Genomic DNA, 18,362 nt, shown 5'->3' on the forward strand with positions numbered 1-18,362 from the left:
TCCCACGCGGAGCATGGGAACGATCAATCAGGATCAGAAGAAGCTCAATCCCACATGAAACAGCTTCTCCACATCGCGAATATGCTTCTTATCCACAAGGAACAGAATCACATGGTCGCCCGCTTCGATCACCGTGTCGTCATGTGCGATGATCACTTGTTCATTGCGGATCACCGCGCCAATTGTGGTGCCCGGCGGCAGGCCGATCTTCTCGATCGGTTTGCCGATGACCTTGCTCGATTTCGCATCACCGTGGGCAATCGCCTCGATCGCTTCGGCGGCACCACGACGCAGTGAGTGCACGCTGACGATATCGCCACGGCGCACGTGCGCCAGCAGGGTGCCGATGGTTGCCAGTTGCGGGCTGATGGCGATGTCGATATCGCCGCCCTGAATCAGATCGACGTAGGCCGGGTTGTTGATGATCGTCATGACCTTCTTCGCCCCCAGCCGTTTCGCCAGCAGCGACGACATGATGTTGGCTTCGTCGTCGTTGGTCAGCGCAAGGAAAATATCAGCGTCGGCGATGTTCTCTTCCAGCAGCAAGTCGCGATCTGAAGCGCTGCCCTGCAACACTACGGTGCTGTCGAGGGTGTCGGAGAGATAACGGCAACGCGCCGGGCTCATCTCGATGATCTTCACCTGATAACGGCTTTCGATGGCCTCGGCCAGACGCTCGCCGATCTGCCCGCCGCCAGCAATGACGATGCGTTTGTAGGTTTCGTCGAGACGGCGCATTTCGCTCATCACCGCGCGAATATTCTCACGGGCGGCGATGAAGAAGACTTCGTCATCGGCCTCGATCACCGTGTCACCTTGCGGCAAGATCGGCCGGTCACGACGGAAAATCGCTGCCACGCGGGTTTCGACATTCGGCATGTGCTCGCGCAACTGACGCAATTGCTGACCCACCAGCGGCCCGCCGTAATAAGCGCGCACCGCCACCAGTTGCGCCGCACCTTCAGCGAAGTCGATTACCTGCAAGGCGCCCGGATGCTGGATCAGACGCTTGATGTAGTTGGTCACCACTTGCTCGGGGCTGATCAGCACGTCGACCGGAATCGCTTCGTTCTGGAACAGCTGTTCCTCGCGATTCAAATAGGACGCTTCGCGCACCCGGGCGATTTTGGTCGGGGTGTGGAACAGCGTGTGGGCAACCTGGCAGGCGACCATATTGGTCTCGTCGCTGTTGGTCACCGCTACCAGCATATCGGCGTCGTCGGCACCGGCCTGGCGCAGCACCGACGGCAGCGAACCACGGCCCTGCACGGTACGAATATCGAGGCGGTCGCCGAGGTCGCGCAGGCGCTCGCCGTCGGTGTCGACCACGGTGATGTCGTTGGCCTCGCTGGCCAAATGCTCGGCCAGCGAACCGCCAACCTGTCCCGCACCGAGGATGATGATTTTCATCCAGTCACTCCGTTGAATCCGTTTAGCCGCGCGCGGCAGCGATCTTGATCAGCTTGGCGTAGTAGAACCCGTCATGCCCGCCCTGCTGGGCCAGCAGTTGGCGACCATGGGGCTGTTTGATCCCGGCGCTGGTAGCCAGATCCAGCTCGCGGGCACCGGGGGTGCGCTCAAGGAACGCGGCGATGACTTCGGTGTTCTCGGTCGGCAACGTCGAGCAGGTGGCGTACAGCAGGATGCCGCCGACTTCGAGGGTTTTCCACATGGCGTCGAGCAACTCGCCTTGCAGTTGCGCGAGGGCGACGATGTCGTCCGGCTGACGGGTCAGCTTGATGTCCGGATGGCGGCGGATCACGCCAGTGGCCGAGCATGGCGCGTCGAGGAGGATGCGCTGGAATGGTTTGCCGTCCCACCATTTCCCGGTATCGCGACCGTCGGCGGCGATCAGTTCGGCGCTGAGGCCGAGGCGCTCGAGGTTTTCCTTCACGCGCACCAGACGTTTGGCTTCCAGATCCACCGCGACCACGCCGGCCAATGCCGGTTCGGCTTCGAGGATGTGGCAGGTCTTGCCGCCGGGCGCGCAGCAAGCGTCGAGCACGCGTTGCCCCGGCGCCAGATCAAGCAGGTCGGCAGCCAGTTGCGCGGCCTCGTCCTGCACGCTGATCCAGCCTTCGGCGAAACCCGGCAGGCTGCGCACGTCGGCAGCGGCTTCGAGAATGATGCCGTCGCGACTGTAAACGCACGGCGTCGCGGCAATCCCTGCCTCGGTCAACAAACCGAGGTAAACATCGCGGCTGTGATGACGGCGGTTGACCCGCAGGATCATCGGCGGATGCGCGTTGTTCGCCTCACAAATGGCCTCCCACTGTTCCGGCCAGAACGCCTTGAGGGATTTTTGCAGCCAGCGCGGGTGAGCGGTGCGCACCACTGGATCACGTTCCAGCTCGGCGAAAATCGTTTCGCTTTCGCGCTGGGCATTGCGCAATACGGCGTTGAGCAGACCCTTGGCCCACGGCTTTTTCAGCTTCTCGGCGCAACCGACGGTTTCGCCGATGGCGGCGTGGGCCGGCACGCGGGTGTAGAGCAATTGGTAGAGACCGACCAGCAGCAGCGCTTCAACATCGGCGTCAGCAGCTTTGAACGGTTTCTGCAGCAGCTTTTCCGCCAGCGCCGAGAGACGTGGCTGCCAGCGCGCGGTGCCGAAGGCCAGATCCTGAGTGAAGCCGCGATCGCGATCTTCGACCTTGTCCAGTTGCGTCGGCAGGGAGCTGTTCAGCGAGGCTTTGCCGCTGAGCACGGCGGCGAGTGCCTTGGCGGCGGCCAGACGCGGATTCATTGCGCGTCTACCGCTGCGCCGAGCACCGTGCCGACCGCGAATTTCTCCCGGCGGCTGTTGAACAGGTCGCTGAAGTTCAGCGCCTTGCCGCCGGGCAATTGCAGGCGGGTCAGGCATAGCGCCTGTTCACCGCAGGCGACGACCAGGCCGTCCTTGCTGGCGCTGAGGATTTCACCCGGCGCGCCTTTACCGTCGGCGAGTGTCGCTGCCAGCACTTTCAGCGCTTCACCGTTGAGGGTGCTGTGGGTGATCGGCCATGGGTTGAAGGCGCGCACCAGTCGCTCCAGCTCAACCGCCGGACGGCTCCAGTCGATGCGTGCTTCGTCTTTGTTCAGCTTGTGTGCATAAGTGGCGAGTTCATCGTTCTGCACTTCGCCTTCAAGCGTGCCAGCGGCCAGACCGGCAATTGCTTGCACCACGGCTGGCGGGCCCATTTCGGCGAGACGGTCGTGCAGACTGCCGCCAGTGTCTTCAGCGCTGATCGGGGTGACGACCTTGAGCAGCATCGGCCCGGTGTCGAGGCCGGCCTCCATGCGCATCACGGTCACGCCGCTTTCCGCGTCACCGTGTTCCACGGCGCGTTGAATCGGCGCCGCACCGCGCCAGCGCGGCAGCAACGAGGCGTGGCTGTTGATGCAGCCCAGACGCGGAATATCCAGCACCACTTGCGGCAGGATCAGGCCATAGGCGACCACCACCAGCAAATCCGGTTTCAGCGCAGCCAGTTCAGCTTGAGCCTCAGGATTGCGCAAAGTCGGCGGCTGCAACACCTGGATATTATTTTCCAGGGCGAGCTGTTTGACCGGGCTCGGCATCAGTTTTTGCCCGCGACCGGCCGGACGATCCGGTTGGGTGTAGACCGCAACGATCTCGTAAGGGCTGTTCAGCAGGGCCTTGAGGTGTTCGGCGGCGAATTCCGGGGTGCCGGCAAAAACGATGCGCAGTGGCTCAGTCATGAAGGGCGTCTCATAAAAAGAAAAAGGCTTGCCGCAGCAAGCCTTTGAAGGAGGGGCATCAAGCGTTCTGGCGGTGCTGCTTTTCCAGTTTCTTCTTGATCCGGTCGCGTTTGAGCGTGGACAAGTAATCGACGAACAATTTGCCGTTGAGGTGGTCGCATTCGTGCTGGATGCACACCGCGAGCAGGCCTTCGGCGATCAGTTCATAGGGCTTGCCGTCGCGGTCCAGCGCCTTGATCCTGACCTTTTGCGGGCGATCGACGTTTTCGTAGAAACCCGGCACCGACAGGCAGCCTTCCTGATATTGCTCCATTTCTTCGGTCAGCGATTCGAACTCGGGGTTGATGAACACCCGTGGTTCGGTGCGGTCTTCGGAAAGGTCCATCACGACGATACGTTTGTGCACGTTGACCTGGGTCGCGGCGAGGCCGATGCCCGGCGCTTCATACATTGTTTCAAACATGTCATCGACCAACTGACGCACTTCGTCGTCCACTACAGCCACAGGCTTGGCGATAGTGCGCAGACGCGGGTCCGGGAATTCGAGGATGTTTAAAATGGCCATAGGCTTTGATTGCTGCACACGTTGAGTAAAGTCGGGCGATGGCCTGGCAGGTCCGAAGATGCAGGCTACCGTTGTGAAGCGTAGCTTGTGCATTTTGCACAAGCGAGCCACGGGGGCTCTGACGGTTCACGCGAATGCACATGATAAAGGGATTCACTGCATGAGGAAAACACTACTCGCCCTGCTGCTGTTGGCTTCGGCTGGCGTGGCACAAGGGCAAGTGCAACTCAGGGAAGGTTTTCCACAGCAATACACGGTGGTTTCGGGGGATACACTCTGGGACATATCCGGCAAATACCTGCGCGAGCCCTGGCAGTGGCCACAGCTGTGGCGGGCCAATCCGCAAATCGAAAACCCCAACCTGATCTACCCCGGCGACACGCTGACGCTCAGTTACGTCAACGGTCAGCCGCGCCTGACCCTGAATCGCGGTGAGTCGCGCGGCACCATCAAGCTCTCGCCGCGTATTCGCACCAGCCCGGTGGCAGAGGCGATTCCGAGCATTCCGCTGAAATCCATCAACAGCTTTTTGCTGAGCAACCGCATCGTCGACAAGGCTGAGGACTTCGACAAGGCGCCGTATATCGTCGCCGGCGATGCCGAGCGCGTGCTCAGCGGCACCGGTGACCGGATTTTCGCGCGCGGCCATTTCGATCCGGATCAGCCGGTCTACGGCATTTTCCGTCAGGGCAAGGTCTACACCGATCCGCAGACCAAGGAGTTCCTCGGGATCAACGCTGACGACATCGGCGGCGGTGAGATCGTCGCCACCGAAGGCGACGTTGCCACCCTCGCTCTGCAACGTACCACTCAGGAGGTGCGCCTCGGCGACCGCTTGTTCAGCGGCGAAGAGCGTTCGATCAACTCGACCTTCATGCCCAGCGCACCGACGACCAACATCAACGGCGTGATCATTGACGTGCCGCGCGGCGTCACTCAGATCGGCGTGATGGACGTGGTCACCCTGAACAAGGGCAAGCGCGACGGTCTCGCCGAAGGCAATGTGCTGGTGGTGATGAAAACCGGCGAAACCGTACGCGACCGCATTACTGGCCAGCCGCTGAAAATTCCCGATGAGCGCGCCGGGTTACTGATGGTGTTCCGTACTTACGACAAACTCAGTTACGGCCTCGTCCTTAACGCATCGCGCTCATTGGCGGTCCTCGACAAGGTGCGAAATCCGTAAGCTTGCTTCACAAGTTACCAACAGAGTTATCCACAGCTTGTTCCGAATGGTTCGGGGCTTATAACGATCAAGGATGATCCAGCATGTCACCTGTCTCTACGTCGGTTTCCCCGGCGGAACTGGAAGCGCGTTTGCGCCTGCACCGCTTGCCGGATATCGGCCCGAAGCGTTTTGCCAAATTGCTCGAAGCCTTTGGCTCGGCGTCCAAAGCCATCAGCGCGCCGGCCAGCGCCTGGCGTTCGCTGGGTTTACCGGCGGCGTGCGCCGAGGCGCGGCGTTGTCCCGAGGTTCGCGATGGCGCCAGCCACGCAATGCGCTGGCTAGAGCGGCCGGAACATCATCTGCTGATGTGGGATCAGGCGGATTACCCGGCGCTGCTGGCGCAGATTTCCGATCCGCCGCCATTGATATTCGTAGCCGGTGACCCGCTGATTCTGGAAAAACCGCAACTGGCGATGGTTGGCAGTCGCCGGGCATCGCGTCCAGGAATGGATACTGCCGCAGCATTTTCCCGCAGCCTCGCCGGTGCCGGTTTTGTCATCAACAGCGGATTGGCCTTGGGTATCGATGCTGCGGCGCATCAGGCCGCGCTGGATGTTGGTGGCTTGACGGTGGGTGTGCTCGGCACGGGGCTGGAAAATTTTTATCCACAGCGCAATCGACGCCTGGCTGACGCGATGATTGCCTCGGGCAGCGCGGTGCTTTCGGAGTTCCCGCTGGATGCCGGGCCGACGGCGAGCAACTTCCCGCGGCGTAACCGGATCATCAGCGGTTTGTCCCTTGGCGTGTTGGTGGTCGAGGCCAGCGTCGCCAGTGGTTCATTGATCACCGCGCGGCTGGCGGCGGAACAGGGGCGCGAGGTTTATGCCATTCCCGGTTCGATTCATCATCCCGGTGCGCGCGGTTGCCATCAGCTGATCCGCGATGGCGCGGTGCTGGTGGAAACCATTGATCACATCCTTGAGGCCCTGCGCGGTTGGCAGCATCTGCCGCTATCCACTGACACGGCCAACGTCGATCACCCATTGCTCTCTCTGCTCCACGCCGCCCCGCACACCAGTGAAGGTCTGGCCGACAGCAGCGGCTGGGCGTTGCCCAAAGTGCTGGCGGCGCTCACCGAACTGGAAATGGATGGCCGCGCGGTGTGCGAAAACGGTCGCTGGCTGGCCAGGACACGCTAGGTTTTACAAGGAAGATCGGTAAACTGCGCGAAACCTGTTTGCGGAGAGTTTTTTCATGGTTAACAGTTGGCGTGTGCAACAAGCCGCACGAGAGATTCGCGCCGGGGCGGTAATTGCCTATCCAACCGAAGCCGTCTGGGGGCTGGGTTGCGATCCGTGGAATGAAGAGGCCGTGGATCGTTTGCTGGCGATCAAGAATCGCTCGGTGGTCAAAGGGCTGATTCTGGTCGCCGACAACATTCGCCAGTTCGACTTCCTGTTCGAAGACTTCCCGCAAGAATGGATCGACCGCATGGCCAGCACCTGGCCGGGGCCGAACACCTGGCTGGTGCCGCATCAGGGTTTGCTCCCGGAATGGGTGACCGGCGTGCACGACACCGTGGCGCTGCGGGTCAGTGATCATCCGCAAGTACGCGATCTGTGCTCGATGGTCGGGCCGTTGATTTCAACCTCGGCCAACCCGCAGGGTCGCCCGGCAGCGCGCACCCGGTTGCGCGTTGAGCAATACTTCCGTGGTCAGGTTGATCTGGTGCTGGGCGGCAGCCTCGGCGGACGGAAAAACCCTAGCGTCATCCGCGATCTGGCGACGGGGAAGGTCATTCGCCCCGACTGACCTGATTACTGCTTCATTTGCTTTTGAACTCCTCGGCTTGATTGGCGAGGAGTTTTTTCTGTCTGCGATCTGCTGGGTAAATCTCTATAACTTAAACAATCTGTTGTTTATGTTGTTCTGCTGTGTGTCAGATAAATCTATAAGTTTAAAGTTTCAGTAACTTTTCCCACGTCATTATCAGAAGTCGCGCAGTGGCGATATTTCCAAAAGCATCCATTATTTCAATGCGCTCAGAAAATTTCGATAAGTTACCGTCTGCGGAGAAGGAATGGATACTACGAACTTACAGCTCAAGGATTATCTGCAGGGGCTTCAGGAAACACTGAACAAGCAGTATGCTGATTATCGAATCGCTATTCTCGAAACGGGAGCTGACACAACAGAGTTTGAACGATTCATCGGCCGCCAGTTTCGCCTGCGGTTAAAGCATTACATGCTGACTTCCAGAGCGCGGGCACTTGAAACGAGGCTGGCGATTTCATCGCGCAGCACGCATTTTCTCTTGTACCAGCGCGATCAACTGACGGCGGTATTAAGAGTGACCCCCTCGCCGTTCGAATGGGCATCGCTGGCCCATCAATATGTCTCGCCGACCGTGGCGCTGGCGCGTCATGTCGAGTTCAGTCGCCTGATTACCCATTCGCAGCAACATCGGCCGGTACCGATCAATGCGCTGCTGGCCGCCGCCACCGAATGGGCGATCGATCGCGGCTATCAAGGCGTTACCGCGTTGTGCAGATCTCCACAACGGCGTCTGTTCCAGCGTTTCGGCTTGACTCCAATCACCTCCAGTTCACTGCATATCGAACAACGCGCTCGTGGTGATTACTGGCTGTTGTCTGCCGAGTGGCGGCAAATCCTCTTGGCGCTTCAACAGCCCTTTCCCATCAACGCCAATTACCCGGAGAGTCGCGATGAATGCGTCCGTCAGTTTTGAACAACAGTTGCTTGTGCTCGATCAGCGAATCGAAAAGGCGTGGGTCGATATTCTGGATAATTCCCGGCTGGTCAAGGCCATCCGCGAGGGCAGTGTTTCCAAAGCGTTATATGCGATTTATATGATCGAGACTTTTCATTACACCGCGCACAATGCACGAAACCAGGGTCTGGTCGGTGTACGACATGCCGATAACCCGGTTTATGCAAAGTTCTGTTTTGAACATGCGGCGGAAGAAGTCGGTCACGAAAAAATGGCTTTGCATGATGTCATGAGCCTGGGTTTGAAAAATGAAAAATTTGATATGCCGCCGGCACTTCCTGAAACTGAGGTACTCATCGCTTACTTGTACTGGATTTCTTTTAGCGGTAATCCGTTACAGCGGCTGGGATACAGTTACTGGGCGGAAAACGCCTATCACTTCATTACTCCGCTGATCGACAAACTGAGTGAAACACTGGCGCTGAAGCCTGCACAACTGACGTTCTTCATCGCTCACTCAGATATCGATGTCGAACACTTCAACGAGATCAAAATCATCCTGCAGCGTACCTGCAAGCAGCAGGCTGACTGGGATGCCATTGCCACCGTGATGGAAACCAGCCTGCGCCTGACCGGCAACATGCTTGAGGCTGTGTATGGGCAGTATGAGGCCTGGCAAAACGGCCTCGCGCCGCGGTATGGATTCCTCCATGCCCTGGATAAATCATGACGCCCTCAAGTGCGTTCCCGGAACGGGCACGCGGAGGTCGTGATGGCTGAATACTTCGAGCGATTGAACTACGCGCTGGGGGATGAAGACACGGCGCTCGAGCATGCCATTCTGCCCGAGCGCGCCAGGCACGTGGTGGGCGTTGCCGGTTGCGGCGGTCGCGTTCTGCCGTTGCTGGCGCGAAGTCCGGCCCGCATGACTTGCGCAGATATCAGTGCGCCGCAACTGGCCTTTACCCGCTTGCGCTTTGCCTTGCTGGCGCAGACTGATCACCATTCATTCATGGACTTCATGGGTTACCGATCGGGGACCTCGGCGATCAGGCGCCAGTCCATTTTCCAGCATCTGGACCTGCCCCCGCCGGATCGCCGCTGGCTGGCGGACCTGTTTCACTCCCGTCATTGGCAGGCACCTGTCTACATGGGCGCCTTCGAGCAGACCCTGCAGCGACTGGCAAAGGTCAACAGACTGTTCACCGGCAAGGCCGGCCGAGCGATTTTCCAGTGCGGCGACCTGGGCGAACAAGCGGCTTATTACTCAAGCCGCTTCCCTCTAAAGCGCTGGAAGGCCGTGGTCGCATTGTTGGGAAATGCAGCGGTGCTGAACTCGCTGCTGTACCGCGGGGCGTTTCCTCGCAACAACCTGGGGATCAGCTCCCGCGAAGTGTATCTGGGTATTTTCCATACCTTGTTTACCACTCAGGTCGTGCGCGAAAGCTTTTTCCTGCAAATGCTGTTTTTCGGTGAACTGCGTTATCCGCAAGGCTTGCCGCTTGAGTGTGATGCGCGGGTTTTCCAACAGGCTCGCAAGGCACTCCAGGGGTGCGAATTGGCCGTGGTTCAGGGCGATATTTTTGACTGCGTTGCCACGTGCCGGGATGTCGATTTTGTATCGTTGTCCGACGTGCCGTCATTTCTCCCCCCGGCGGATGGCGGCAAGGTCCTGCAGCGGCTGCGGCCTGCCTTGGCCGAGCATGCTCTGTCGGTCATTCGCGGTCATTTGCATGTGGTCCAGCCCGATTGCCACGGCTTCTGCGACGTCACCACGCAGTTTCAGGACGCAATCGCGCGTGAAAAAACCCAACTCTGGCGCGTACAGGTGTACCGCCAGACTCCACCTGTGCAGGTATCTCGATGAACACACCTCATCCGACCGTCAATTGGGTCAAGAACCGCGTGCGCCAGGCGCGCGACGATCAGCAGCGGTTGGTCGATGCCGGGCTCAATGGTCTGAATCTGGTCAAGCGCGAGGGCAAAGTCATAGAGTTGGGCAATGGCGAGCAGTTGACCGAGTTTCTCTCGTGCTCCTATCTGGGACTTGAGAGCGACCCCCGTCTGATTCGAGGCGCAGTACAAGCGGTCGAGTCTTTCGGTGTGCAATTCGCGGCGGCCCGGACCCGAGCGTTGCTGCCGCCGATGCGCGAGCTCGATGAGCATTTGAACCGAATATTCCAGGGGCATACGGTCACGTTCAACTCAGTGGGCAGTGCCCATCTGGGATGTCTGCCGTTGCTGGGTTCCGGCGAATTGCCGTCGTATCCCTTACGGCGGGGACCAGGCTGGATCGTTGACCGCGCCGCCCACGCCTCGATGCAAGTGCTGCAAGGCATTCTGTGGCAGTTCGGCCCCGTGCAGCGCTGCGATTGCAGTGATCTTCAGCAAGTTGAGGACGCCTGCTCCGCTGCTGTCGCTGTCGGCAATACGCCCATTATTCTGACTGACAGCATTGGCTCGATGCGCGGGCTTTATCCCGTCAATCGATTGCTGCAGCTGGCTGAGCGCTTTGAGGGCTATGTGTATGCGGATGACGCTCACGGTACTTCGATCCATGGCCATGCCGGAGGTGGCTATGCCCTTGTTGATGCCACTGAGCCGCTTCGCACTCGTTTGCTCCTGCTGTCGTCATTGTCCAAGGCCTTCGGTGCAACGGGCGGTGCGATTACTGTGCTGACGGCGGCGGATGCCGAGCTGATCCGGCGCCACGCGTCGACTTATACCTTCGGTGGACCTTTGTCCATGGGCGGTGTCGGCGCGGCCGTCGCCTCGGCCAGGATTCATCTTTCTGCGCAGCTGGGCCTGTTGCAGGCCTCGCTCTGGCGAAATGTGGCGGTCATTGATGATCTGCTCGGGCCGGTGCTGGGCAATCACCAGATTGCTTCACCGATACGTTTCGTCCGGATTGGCGCCGAGCGTGACGCCATCAACCTGGCGTTGCACCTGCGTCGGCACGCCATCGCGGTCACCACTGCCTTGTTTCCGGTGGTGGCCAAGGGTGAAGCCATTCTGCGACTGGCCATCAGCGCGAATCACAGCCAGGCCCAGTTGGAACATCTGGCCAGTGCCGTCAATGATGGATTTGCTGAACTTGGCATCCGTCAGGGAGAGCCGCGGCATGCGCAATAACCCGATGGGGCACGCCAGTTCGACGGCCGTGCACGTGGCAGCGACAGAAGCCTTCGCGCGTAAACTGACGCATGCGCGGTCTCTGCCATGGTTCTGCACGATGTGTCCGCAGATTCGGCACGTGCAGACTGCAGAGGATCTGCATCGTCTGCCGGTTCTGGCTGTGGAGGACGAGCAGGGTGGATTGCTGTTTACCCAACTCGGCGAAGCGTCACACCGTGCGCCGGGTGGCGGGTTGACCCTGATCTCGGGGGGCAGCACCGGAAACCGCAAGCACATCACCCATTCCTGGGCATTCAACGAAAGCATCGTGCCTTTGGGCGCGCGGATGTTCGCGGCGACCGATGAGCATCCCCGTGTCGTCATCAATTGCCTCACGCCCGGTGAAATGCAGGGTGCCTTTCAATACGCGGCGGCTATCGTCCAGTACATTGGCGCGCGCCTGCTGCCTGCTGGCGCACTGATGGGCGTTCAGCGCATAGCGGGCCTGATTCATTCACAGGCGGCCGATGCCCTGATCTGCACCCCCTCTTTTGCGGCAGCGCTGTTCAATCATGCCGATGGCGATAAGGCGCAGTTGAGCAGTTTGAGATGGCTTTACTACATTGGTGAACCTTGCCATCAGCCCCTGCGCGAGCAACTGGCCCGAGACTGGCCGTCCTTGAGCCTGCGGTCATTGGGTTATAGCTCGACGGAGACAGGACCGATCGGCTTCCAGTGTGCGCACCTCGAGCATGGTTACTACCATCTGCACGCGGACGCGATGCTGCTGGAAGTGGTTGAACCCGTCAGCCTGCGAGCGCTGGCCGACGGTGAAACCGGCGAGTTTCTGCTGACGCCTTTGCTGCCCGATCACGTGCCGTTGCTGCGGTATCGTATTGGCGACCGTGGGCGAGTCCTGGGCAGGCAGTCAACGTGTGCCTGTGGCAGCGCTCTGCCAATTCTGGAACTGGAGGGGCGAGTCGAGACTTCGATCAAGCTGGGCGGCGCGATCATCACTCAGCGCCAGGTTCTGAGTGTGCTCTCAGAGGCGTTGCCCGAACTGCATGCTTCGGATGTGCAGGTGCAAATTGATCGGCAGGCTGACGGTGCGCACATGCGGCTTGTCATTGCTCGAGAGCGATTGCCAGCCGGTGCAGAGCGCATTATCGAAGAGGCTTTGCGCAACGGGGTTCAGGCGAGTGCATTGCTTGGATTGCCCGGTGTGCTGGGCTTGCAGGTACGGCGTCTGCCTCGGGGTGAGTTCGAAACCACCGTGGCCGGCAAAGCACCGTTTTTTGTTGCGTTGCGAGGCGCCCCGGGCAAGTCATGAAGACTCGTCCGGGTGCTTCGTTTGCTGGCTACGTGTCAGGGCAGCAGAACGGTGGAGCCGGTGGTGCGCCGCGCCGACAGCTCGGTTTGCGCCTTCGCCGCATCAGCCAGTGGGTAACGCTGGCTGATGTCCACCTTCAATTTGCCGCTGATGATCATCTCGAACAATTCATCGGCCATCCGCTGCAGATTCTCGGCATTGTTGGCATAAGTCGCCAGGGTCGGTCGGGTCACGTACAGCGAGCCTTTGGCGGCCAGAATCCCCAGATTCACACCGTCCACCGCGCCGGAGGCATTGCCGAAGCTCACGACCAGGCCACGCGGCGAAACGCTGTCGAGGGACGTCAGCCAAGTGTCCTTGCCGACACCGTCATAAACCACCGGGACTTTCTTGCCGTCGGTCAATTCCAGCACGCGCTGCGCAACGTTTTCGTGGCTGTAATCGATAGTCGCCCACGCGCCGTTGGCCTTGGCCAGTTCAGCTTTCTCTTTGGAGCTGACGGTGCCGATCAGCTTCACGCCCAGTGCCTTGGCCCATTGGCAGGCCAGCGAACCGACGCCCCCGGCAGCGGCATGAAACAGAATGGTTTCGCCGCCCTTGAGTTCATAGGTCTGGCGTAGCAGGTACTGCACGGTCAGGCCCTTGAGCATGACCCCGGCAGCCGTTTCGAAACTGATTTCGTCGGGCAGATGCACCAGATTGTCCTGGGGCAGCACATGCAACTCGCTGTAAGCGCCCAATGGGCCGCTGCCATAGGCAACGCGATCACCGACCTTGAACCGGGTAACGTCGCTGCCCACCGCATCGACGATGCCCGCACCTTCAGCTCCCAGGCCGGACGGCAAGGCAGGTGGCGCGTACAGGCCGCTGCGGAAATAGGTGTCGATGAAGTTCAGGCCGATTGCCTTGTTGGCCACGCGCACTTGATTCGGGCCGGGTGCGGCGGGTTGGTAATCAACATATTCGAGCACTTCGGGGCCGCCGTGGGCGCGGAACTGGATACGCTTTGCCATCTGCCTGCTCTCCTTGGGTCTTTTGTGAACCCCCTATCCAACTCCCATGCTTGATCTTCGTCAACTGCGGCGCGCCAGTCTGCGGTGGTATGCTACGCGCCCATTTGCGTCGCCCGCCTGCGGGGCGCCGCCCGATTCAAGGTGAAGCCATGACGACCCGCACCGACGCCGTAAAGGCCTATCTGCTCGACCTGCAAGACCGCATCTGCGCGGCTCTCGAAACCGAGGACGGCGGCACGCGCTTCGTCGAAGACGCCTGGACCCGGCCCGCCGGCGGTGGCGGTCGTACCCGCGTGATCGAGAACGGCACGCTGATCGAAAAGGGCGGCGTCAACTTTTCCCATGTCTTCGGCAGCGGCCTGCCACCCTCCGCGAGTGCCCATCGTCCGGAACTGGCCGGTCGCGGTTTCGAAGCTCTCGGCGTGTCTCTGGTGATCCACCCGCACAACCCACATGTGCCGACGTCCCACGCCAACGTGCGCTTTTTCATCGCCGAGAAGGAAGGTGAGGAGCCGGTCTGGTGGTTCGGCGGCGGCTTCGACCTGACCCCTTACTACGGCAATGAAGAAGACTGCATCCACTGGCACCGCGTCGCCGAGCAGGCCTGTGCGCCGTTCGGGGCGGACGTCTATCCGCGTTACAAAGCCTGGTGCGACACCTACTTCCACATCAAGCATCGCCACGAGCCGCGCGGCATTGGTGGTCTGTTCTTCGATGACCTGAACGAGTGGGACTTCGACACCAGCTTCGCCTTCATGCGCGCCATCGGTGACGCATACATCGACGCCTATCTGCCGATCGTGCAGCGCCGCAAGAACGATGCCTTCACCGTTCAACAGCGTGAGTTCCAGGAATTCCGCCGTGGTCGCTACGTCGAGTTCAACCTGGTTTACGACCGTGGCACGCTGTTCGGCCTGCAATCGGGCGGGCGTACCGAATCGATCCTGATGTCGCTGCCGCCGCAAGTGCGCTGGGGTTACGACTGGAAGGCGGAGCCGGGCAGCGAAGAAGCACGTCTGACCGATTACTTCCTGCAAGACCGCGACTGGCTGGCCGAAGCCTGAGGATTTCTGATGGATCGTTACGTCGTTTTCGGTAACCCGATCGGCCACAGCAAATCGCCGATGATTCACAAACTGTTCGCCGAGCAGACGGGTCAGCAGCTCGACTACAGCACGCTGCTGGCGCCGCTTGATGATTTCGCAGGCTGCGCCAGGGCGTTTTTCCAGGAGGGTCGCGGCGCCAACGTCACCGTGCCATTCAAGGAAGACGCTTACCGTCTGGCCAACAGCCTGACTGCTCGTGCGCAACGGGCCGGCGCGGTGAACACCTTGAGCAAACTGGCCGACGGCTCGCTGCTCGGCGACAACACCGACGGCGCCGGGCTGGTGCGTGATCTGACGGTGAACGCCGGGTTCAGCCTGACCGGCAAACGCATCCTGCTGCTCGGTGCCGGTGGCGCCGTGCGCGGTGCGCTGGAGCCGTTGCTGGCGGAGAAACCCGCGTCGGTGATCATCGCCAACCGCACGGTGGACAAGGCTGAGTTGCTGGCCGAACTGTTCTGCGACCTCGGGCCGGTCTCGGCAAGTGGTTTCGATTGGTTGCGTGAGCCGGTGGACGTGATCATCAACGCCACGTCCGCGAGCCTGACCGGTGATGTACCGCCGATTGCACCTAGCTTGATCGAACCGGGCAAGACTCTGTGCTACGACATGATGTACGGCAAAGAGCCGACGGCGTTCTGCCGTTGGGCCAGTGAGCACGGCGCCGCGGTGTCGATGGATGGCTTGGGAATGCTTGCTGAGCAAGCGGCTGAGGCGTTCTTCTTGTGGCGCGGCGTGCGCCCCGATACGGCGCCAGTACTCGAAGAGTTGCGTCGACAACTAGCCGTTTAAGAGCTTCGCGAGCAAGCTCGCTCCCACAGTGGAATGCGATCAAATGTGGGAGCGAGCTTGCTCGCGAACGGCCGCACCGCCAATCCTGGATCAATCCTCAAACCTGATCGGGCATTTCTCCGGCCCTTCCAGCTTCCTCAGTTCCTCCACCACCTGCGGCCGCGCCCGGCGCAAGGTCAAACTGCGATCCTGGCTCAACAACCGCCGCGCCTCCTGATGCAGCATCTCCACCCCCGAATAATCGATGAAGTTGATCTGCTGCGCCTCGATCACCACCCGTGCGCCATGCATCCGTTGCAGACGCACTTGCAGGTAATGGCTGGCGCCGAAAAAGATCGACCCGCCGACACGCAAAACATCGTCCTCGCCATCGCGCCAGTGCTGCACCCGAGGTTGCGAGGTGCGCTTGAGGTAGAAAAACAGCGACGCCAGCACGCCGGCATAAATCGCCGTCTGCAACTCCAGCAGCAACGTCGCCAGACACGTCAGCGCCATCACCACGAACTCGGCGCGGCTGACCCGCAGCAACGCACGAATGCCGCGATGATCAACCAGTCCCCAGGCAATCAGCAGGATACTCCCCGCCATCGCCGGAATCGGAATGTGCGCAATCAGCCCGGCCCCGAAAATCGCAAACAACGCCACCCAGATCGCCGAAAACACTCCGGCCAATGGCGAACAGGCGCCCGCCTCGTAGCTCAAGCCCGAGCGGGTAAACGATCCCGCCGACAACGACCCGGAAAAGAACGCGCCGACAACATTGGATAAACCCTGTGCGCGGACTTCCTGATTGGCATCGAGCAACTGTTGCGACCGTGCCGAAATCGAGCGGGCAATCGACAGACTGGTGACCAGCCCGAGCATGCCCACCGCCACGGCGCTTGGCAGCAAACGCAGAATCAAGTCCAGATCCAGCGGCAACCCACTGAACGGCGGCAAACGCCCGACGAATGCGCTGACCAGATGCACATGGCCGAACATCGCCGGCCACAGCCACACCAGCAGGCTGGCCAGTACCAGTGTGATCAGCAGCGTCGGCCAGCGTGGCAGCCATTGTTTGAGCAGCAGACCGATGACCACCGTGGCCAAACCCAGCACCAGCGAAGGTTTATCCACAGCCTTCAGATGTTGCAGCAGATCCATCAGACTCGCCAGCGCTGTGGCTTTGGCCGGCAACTCCAAGCCCAACAGGTTCGGCAACTGCCCGATGGCAATCACCACCGCCGCGCCGAGGGTGAACCCCAGCACTACCGAGTGCGAGACGAAATTCACCAAAGCGCCGAAGCGCAGCAAACCGAGCAGCCACTGGAAAATCCCGGCGAGCAAGGTCAGCAGCAGGATCAGCGTGATGTAGTCCTGCGATGCTGGTACGGCCAAGGGACTGACGCTGGCGTACAGTACAATCGAAATCGCCGCCGTCGGGCCGCAGATCAGGTGCCACGACGAACCCCATAGGCAGGCGATCAGCACTGGAATGATCGCAGCGTAGAGGCCGTATTCAGGTGGCAGACCGGCGATCAGTGCGTAGGCAATCGACTGAGGTAACGCGAGAATCGCACCGCTGAGGCCGACGATCAGATCCCGTCCGACGCTGGCGCGGGTTTGTCGCGGTAGCCAGGTCAGGAAGGGGAAGAGAGAGTGGCGGCTGGGGAAGGCCATGGGTCCTCGCGGCTGGGGTTTTGTTCAAGGTTATCAGGGTGTCAGGGAAAGGGCCCTCACCCTAGCCCTCTCCCAGGGGGACAGGGAACTGACCGAGGTGTTTGATGGAGATGCATCGACCTGCAATTTCGGAGTTAAGCGCAAGTTTAGAATCCAACAAAGATCGGCCCCCTTTCCCCTCGCCCCCTTGGGGGAGAGGGCTGGGGTGAGGGGGCAAAAATCTCAAGCCGAGCAAAATTCAAAACAACCCCACAGTCAAAGCTTCGCCTTCACCGCCGCCAACGCATCCTTCCCGTCAGCCGTCTTCACCCCCTCCAGCCACTTCTCCAGCACCGCCGGATTCGCCTTGATCCACGCCTTCGCCGCCTCGGCATTGCTGACCTTCTTGTTCACCACCTCGGCCATGATGCTGTTCTCCATCTCCTGAGTGAACGAAAGATTGGTCAGCAATTTACCCACATTCGGACACGCCTGCGCATAGCCCTTACGCGTCAACGTAAACACGCTGCCGGTGTCGCCGAAGTATTTCTCGCCACCCTTCAGGTAATGCATCTTCAACTGCACGTTCATCGGGTGCGGCGTCCAGCCAAGGAAGGTGACGAATTTCTGCTTCTTCACCGCCCGCGACACTTCCGCGAGCATCGCCTGTTCGCTGGACTCGATCAGCTTCCACTGGCCCATGTCGAAATCGTTTTTCTTGATGATTTCCTGCAACGAGATATTTGCCGGCGCGCCGGAGCCGATGCCGTAGATCTTCTTGTCGAACTTGTCGGCGTATTTGTTCAGGTCGGCAAAGTTATGCACACCCGCGTCCCACACGTAGTCCGGCACGGCGAGGGTGAACTCGGTGCCGTCGAGGTTTTTCGCCAATTGCGTGACATCACCGGTGGCGACGAACTTATCGTAGAAGCCCTGCTGCGCCGGCATCCAGTTGCCGAGAAAGACATCCACCTGGCCGTCCTTCAAACCGCCAAAGGTGATCGGCACCGCAAGGGTGTCGACCTTGGCTTTATAGCCCATGCCGTCCAGCAGAAACCCGGTGATCGCGTTGGTCGCGGCGATGTCGCTCCAGCCCGGGTCGGCCATTTTCACCGTGTCGCAACTCTGCTCGGCGAAAGCCGAGGCGCTGCTCAGCGCGAGCAGGCCAACCGTCACTACTGTGGATAACTTACGCATGAACTTCCCCTT

At 60.4% G+C, this 18,362-nt stretch carries 17 protein-coding genes; 10 read left to right on the forward strand and 7 right to left on the reverse strand.

From position 1 onward, the window contains the following. Positions 1–33: 33 nt before the first annotated feature. The 4 genes from trkA to def are packed head-to-tail and all read right to left on the reverse strand — an operon-like array spanning position 34 to position 4,264. Positions 34–1,410: a Trk system potassium transporter TrkA gene (gene trkA / locus ACZZ0G_RS11835; RefSeq protein ID WP_007911861.1), complete on the reverse strand. Its 1,377-nt coding sequence runs from the start codon at positions 1,408–1,410 to the stop codon at positions 34–36. Positions 1,411–1,432: 22 nt separating this feature from the next. Beyond that, a complete protein-coding gene (rsmB, locus tag ACZZ0G_RS11840; protein ID WP_463556247.1) occupies positions 1,433–2,743 on the reverse strand; it encodes a 16S rRNA (cytosine(967)-C(5))-methyltransferase RsmB in 1,311 nt (436 codons plus the stop codon). Then, a complete protein-coding gene (fmt, locus tag ACZZ0G_RS11845; protein ID WP_463556248.1) occupies positions 2,740–3,699 on the reverse strand; it encodes a methionyl-tRNA formyltransferase in 960 nt (319 codons plus the stop codon). Before fmt ends, rsmB begins: the two co-directional genes overlap by 4 nt. Before the next feature lie 58 nt (positions 3,700–3,757). Beyond that, the gene (gene def, locus ACZZ0G_RS11850; RefSeq protein WP_122855361.1) at positions 3,758–4,264 is read right to left on the reverse strand and encodes a peptide deformylase; all 507 of its coding nucleotides are present in this window, start codon (positions 4,262–4,264) and stop codon (positions 3,758–3,760) included. 160 nt (positions 4,265–4,424) lie between these two features. Here def and ACZZ0G_RS11855 point away from each other — a divergent pair, with 160 nt between their 5' ends. From ACZZ0G_RS11855 to ACZZ0G_RS11890, 8 genes are all read left to right on the forward strand, one after another. Continuing rightward, the gene (locus ACZZ0G_RS11855) at positions 4,425–5,450 is read left to right on the forward strand and encodes a LysM peptidoglycan-binding domain-containing protein (protein ID WP_463556249.1); all 1,026 of its coding nucleotides are present in this window, start codon (positions 4,425–4,427) and stop codon (positions 5,448–5,450) included. Positions 5,451–5,533: 83 nt separating this feature from the next. Further along, complete coding sequence (gene dprA / locus ACZZ0G_RS11860; RefSeq protein WP_463556250.1) at positions 5,534–6,631, forward strand: DNA-processing protein DprA; 1,098 nt, start codon at positions 5,534–5,536, stop codon at positions 6,629–6,631. Positions 6,632–6,686: 55 nt separating this feature from the next. Next, entirely contained in the window at positions 6,687–7,244 is a 558-nt protein-coding gene (tsaC, locus tag ACZZ0G_RS11865) for an L-threonylcarbamoyladenylate synthase type 1 TsaC (protein ID WP_127925283.1), read from the forward strand. 268 nt (positions 7,245–7,512) lie between these two features. Then, a complete protein-coding gene (locus ACZZ0G_RS11870; RefSeq protein WP_463556251.1) occupies positions 7,513–8,181 on the forward strand; it encodes a hypothetical protein in 669 nt (222 codons plus the stop codon). Then, positions 8,159–8,893, forward strand: coding sequence for an iron-containing redox enzyme family protein (locus tag ACZZ0G_RS11875; protein ID WP_463556252.1), 735 nt, complete (start codon positions 8,159–8,161; stop codon positions 8,891–8,893). The genes ACZZ0G_RS11870 and ACZZ0G_RS11875 overlap by 23 nt, the downstream gene beginning before the upstream one ends. 42 nt (positions 8,894–8,935) lie before the next feature. Further along, positions 8,936–10,030 carry a DUF3419 family protein gene (locus ACZZ0G_RS11880; RefSeq protein WP_463556253.1) on the forward strand — a complete coding sequence of 365 codons (1,095 nt, stop codon included), beginning with the start codon at positions 8,936–8,938 and terminating at the stop codon, positions 10,028–10,030. After that, positions 10,027–11,295, forward strand: coding sequence for an aminotransferase class I/II-fold pyridoxal phosphate-dependent enzyme (locus ACZZ0G_RS11885; RefSeq protein WP_463556254.1), 1,269 nt, complete (start codon positions 10,027–10,029; stop codon positions 11,293–11,295). Before ACZZ0G_RS11880 ends, ACZZ0G_RS11885 begins: the two co-directional genes overlap by 4 nt. Next, complete coding sequence (locus tag ACZZ0G_RS11890) at positions 11,285–12,607, forward strand: phenylacetate--CoA ligase family protein (protein ID WP_463556255.1); 1,323 nt, start codon at positions 11,285–11,287, stop codon at positions 12,605–12,607. Before ACZZ0G_RS11885 ends, ACZZ0G_RS11890 begins: the two co-directional genes overlap by 11 nt. 35 nt (positions 12,608–12,642) lie before the next feature. On the opposite strand, the gene ACZZ0G_RS11895 is transcribed toward ACZZ0G_RS11890, so the two are convergent. Continuing rightward, complete coding sequence (locus ACZZ0G_RS11895) at positions 12,643–13,620, reverse strand: NADPH:quinone reductase (protein ID WP_463398220.1); 978 nt, start codon at positions 13,618–13,620, stop codon at positions 12,643–12,645. A gap of 149 nt (positions 13,621–13,769) precedes the next feature. Between ACZZ0G_RS11895 and hemF the strand changes: the two genes are divergently transcribed. Together hemF and aroE are read left to right on the forward strand one after the other, a co-directional pair. Beyond that, the gene (hemF, locus tag ACZZ0G_RS11900; protein ID WP_463556256.1) at positions 13,770–14,684 is read left to right on the forward strand and encodes an oxygen-dependent coproporphyrinogen oxidase; all 915 of its coding nucleotides are present in this window, start codon (positions 13,770–13,772) and stop codon (positions 14,682–14,684) included. A 9-nt stretch (positions 14,685–14,693) separates the two neighbouring features. Beyond that, a complete protein-coding gene (aroE, locus tag ACZZ0G_RS11905; protein WP_463556257.1) occupies positions 14,694–15,515 on the forward strand; it encodes a shikimate dehydrogenase in 822 nt (273 codons plus the stop codon). A gap of 90 nt (positions 15,516–15,605) precedes the next feature. On the opposite strand, the gene ACZZ0G_RS11910 is transcribed toward aroE, so the two are convergent. Together ACZZ0G_RS11910 and choX are read right to left on the reverse strand one after the other, a co-directional pair. Continuing rightward, the gene (locus tag ACZZ0G_RS11910; protein ID WP_463556258.1) at positions 15,606–17,174 is read right to left on the reverse strand and encodes a SulP family inorganic anion transporter; all 1,569 of its coding nucleotides are present in this window, start codon (positions 17,172–17,174) and stop codon (positions 15,606–15,608) included. A gap of 255 nt (positions 17,175–17,429) precedes the next feature. Further along, the gene (choX, locus tag ACZZ0G_RS11915; RefSeq protein WP_463556259.1) at positions 17,430–18,350 is read right to left on the reverse strand and encodes a choline ABC transporter substrate-binding protein; all 921 of its coding nucleotides are present in this window, start codon (positions 18,348–18,350) and stop codon (positions 17,430–17,432) included. Between the last annotated feature and the right edge of the window lie 12 nt (positions 18,351–18,362).

This window comes from Pseudomonas sp. AC169, from assembly GCF_979258515.1.

What these genes read in the sequence shown, in the direction of transcription:
- ACZZ0G_RS11855 (WP_463556249.1), top strand. Translation starts at nt 4,425, where the DNA reads ATGAGGAAAACACTACTCGCCCTGCTGCTGTTGGCTTCGGCTGGCGTG.
- ACZZ0G_RS11895 (WP_463398220.1), bottom strand. Translation starts at nt 13,620, where the DNA reads ATGGCAAAGCGTATCCAGTTCCGCGCCCACGGCGGCCCCGAAGTGCTC.
- hemF (WP_463556256.1), top strand. Translation starts at nt 13,770, where the DNA reads ATGACGACCCGCACCGACGCCGTAAAGGCCTATCTGCTCGACCTGCAA.
- tsaC (WP_127925283.1), top strand. Translation starts at nt 6,687, where the DNA reads ATGGTTAACAGTTGGCGTGTGCAACAAGCCGCACGAGAGATTCGCGCC.
- def (WP_122855361.1), bottom strand. Translation starts at nt 4,264, where the DNA reads ATGGCCATTTTAAACATCCTCGAATTCCCGGACCCGCGTCTGCGCACT.
- ACZZ0G_RS11910 (WP_463556258.1), bottom strand. Translation starts at nt 17,174, where the DNA reads ATGGCCTTCCCCAGCCGCCACTCTCTCTTCCCCTTCCTGACCTGGCTA.
- ACZZ0G_RS11870 (WP_463556251.1), top strand. Translation starts at nt 7,513, where the DNA reads ATGGATACTACGAACTTACAGCTCAAGGATTATCTGCAGGGGCTTCAG.
- ACZZ0G_RS11890 (WP_463556255.1), top strand. Translation starts at nt 11,285, where the DNA reads ATGCGCAATAACCCGATGGGGCACGCCAGTTCGACGGCCGTGCACGTG.
- dprA (WP_463556250.1), top strand. Translation starts at nt 5,534, where the DNA reads ATGTCACCTGTCTCTACGTCGGTTTCCCCGGCGGAACTGGAAGCGCGT.
- fmt (WP_463556248.1), bottom strand. Translation starts at nt 3,699, where the DNA reads ATGACTGAGCCACTGCGCATCGTTTTTGCCGGCACCCCGGAATTCGCC.
- rsmB (WP_463556247.1), bottom strand. Translation starts at nt 2,743, where the DNA reads ATGAATCCGCGTCTGGCCGCCGCCAAGGCACTCGCCGCCGTGCTCAGC.
- aroE (WP_463556257.1), top strand. Translation starts at nt 14,694, where the DNA reads ATGGATCGTTACGTCGTTTTCGGTAACCCGATCGGCCACAGCAAATCG.
- ACZZ0G_RS11885 (WP_463556254.1), top strand. Translation starts at nt 10,027, where the DNA reads ATGAACACACCTCATCCGACCGTCAATTGGGTCAAGAACCGCGTGCGC.
- choX (WP_463556259.1), bottom strand. Translation starts at nt 18,350, where the DNA reads ATGCGTAAGTTATCCACAGTAGTGACGGTTGGCCTGCTCGCGCTGAGC.
- trkA (WP_007911861.1), bottom strand. Translation starts at nt 1,410, where the DNA reads ATGAAAATCATCATCCTCGGTGCGGGACAGGTTGGCGGTTCGCTGGCC.
- ACZZ0G_RS11875 (WP_463556252.1), top strand. Translation starts at nt 8,159, where the DNA reads ATGAATGCGTCCGTCAGTTTTGAACAACAGTTGCTTGTGCTCGATCAG.
- ACZZ0G_RS11880 (WP_463556253.1), top strand. Translation starts at nt 8,936, where the DNA reads ATGGCTGAATACTTCGAGCGATTGAACTACGCGCTGGGGGATGAAGAC.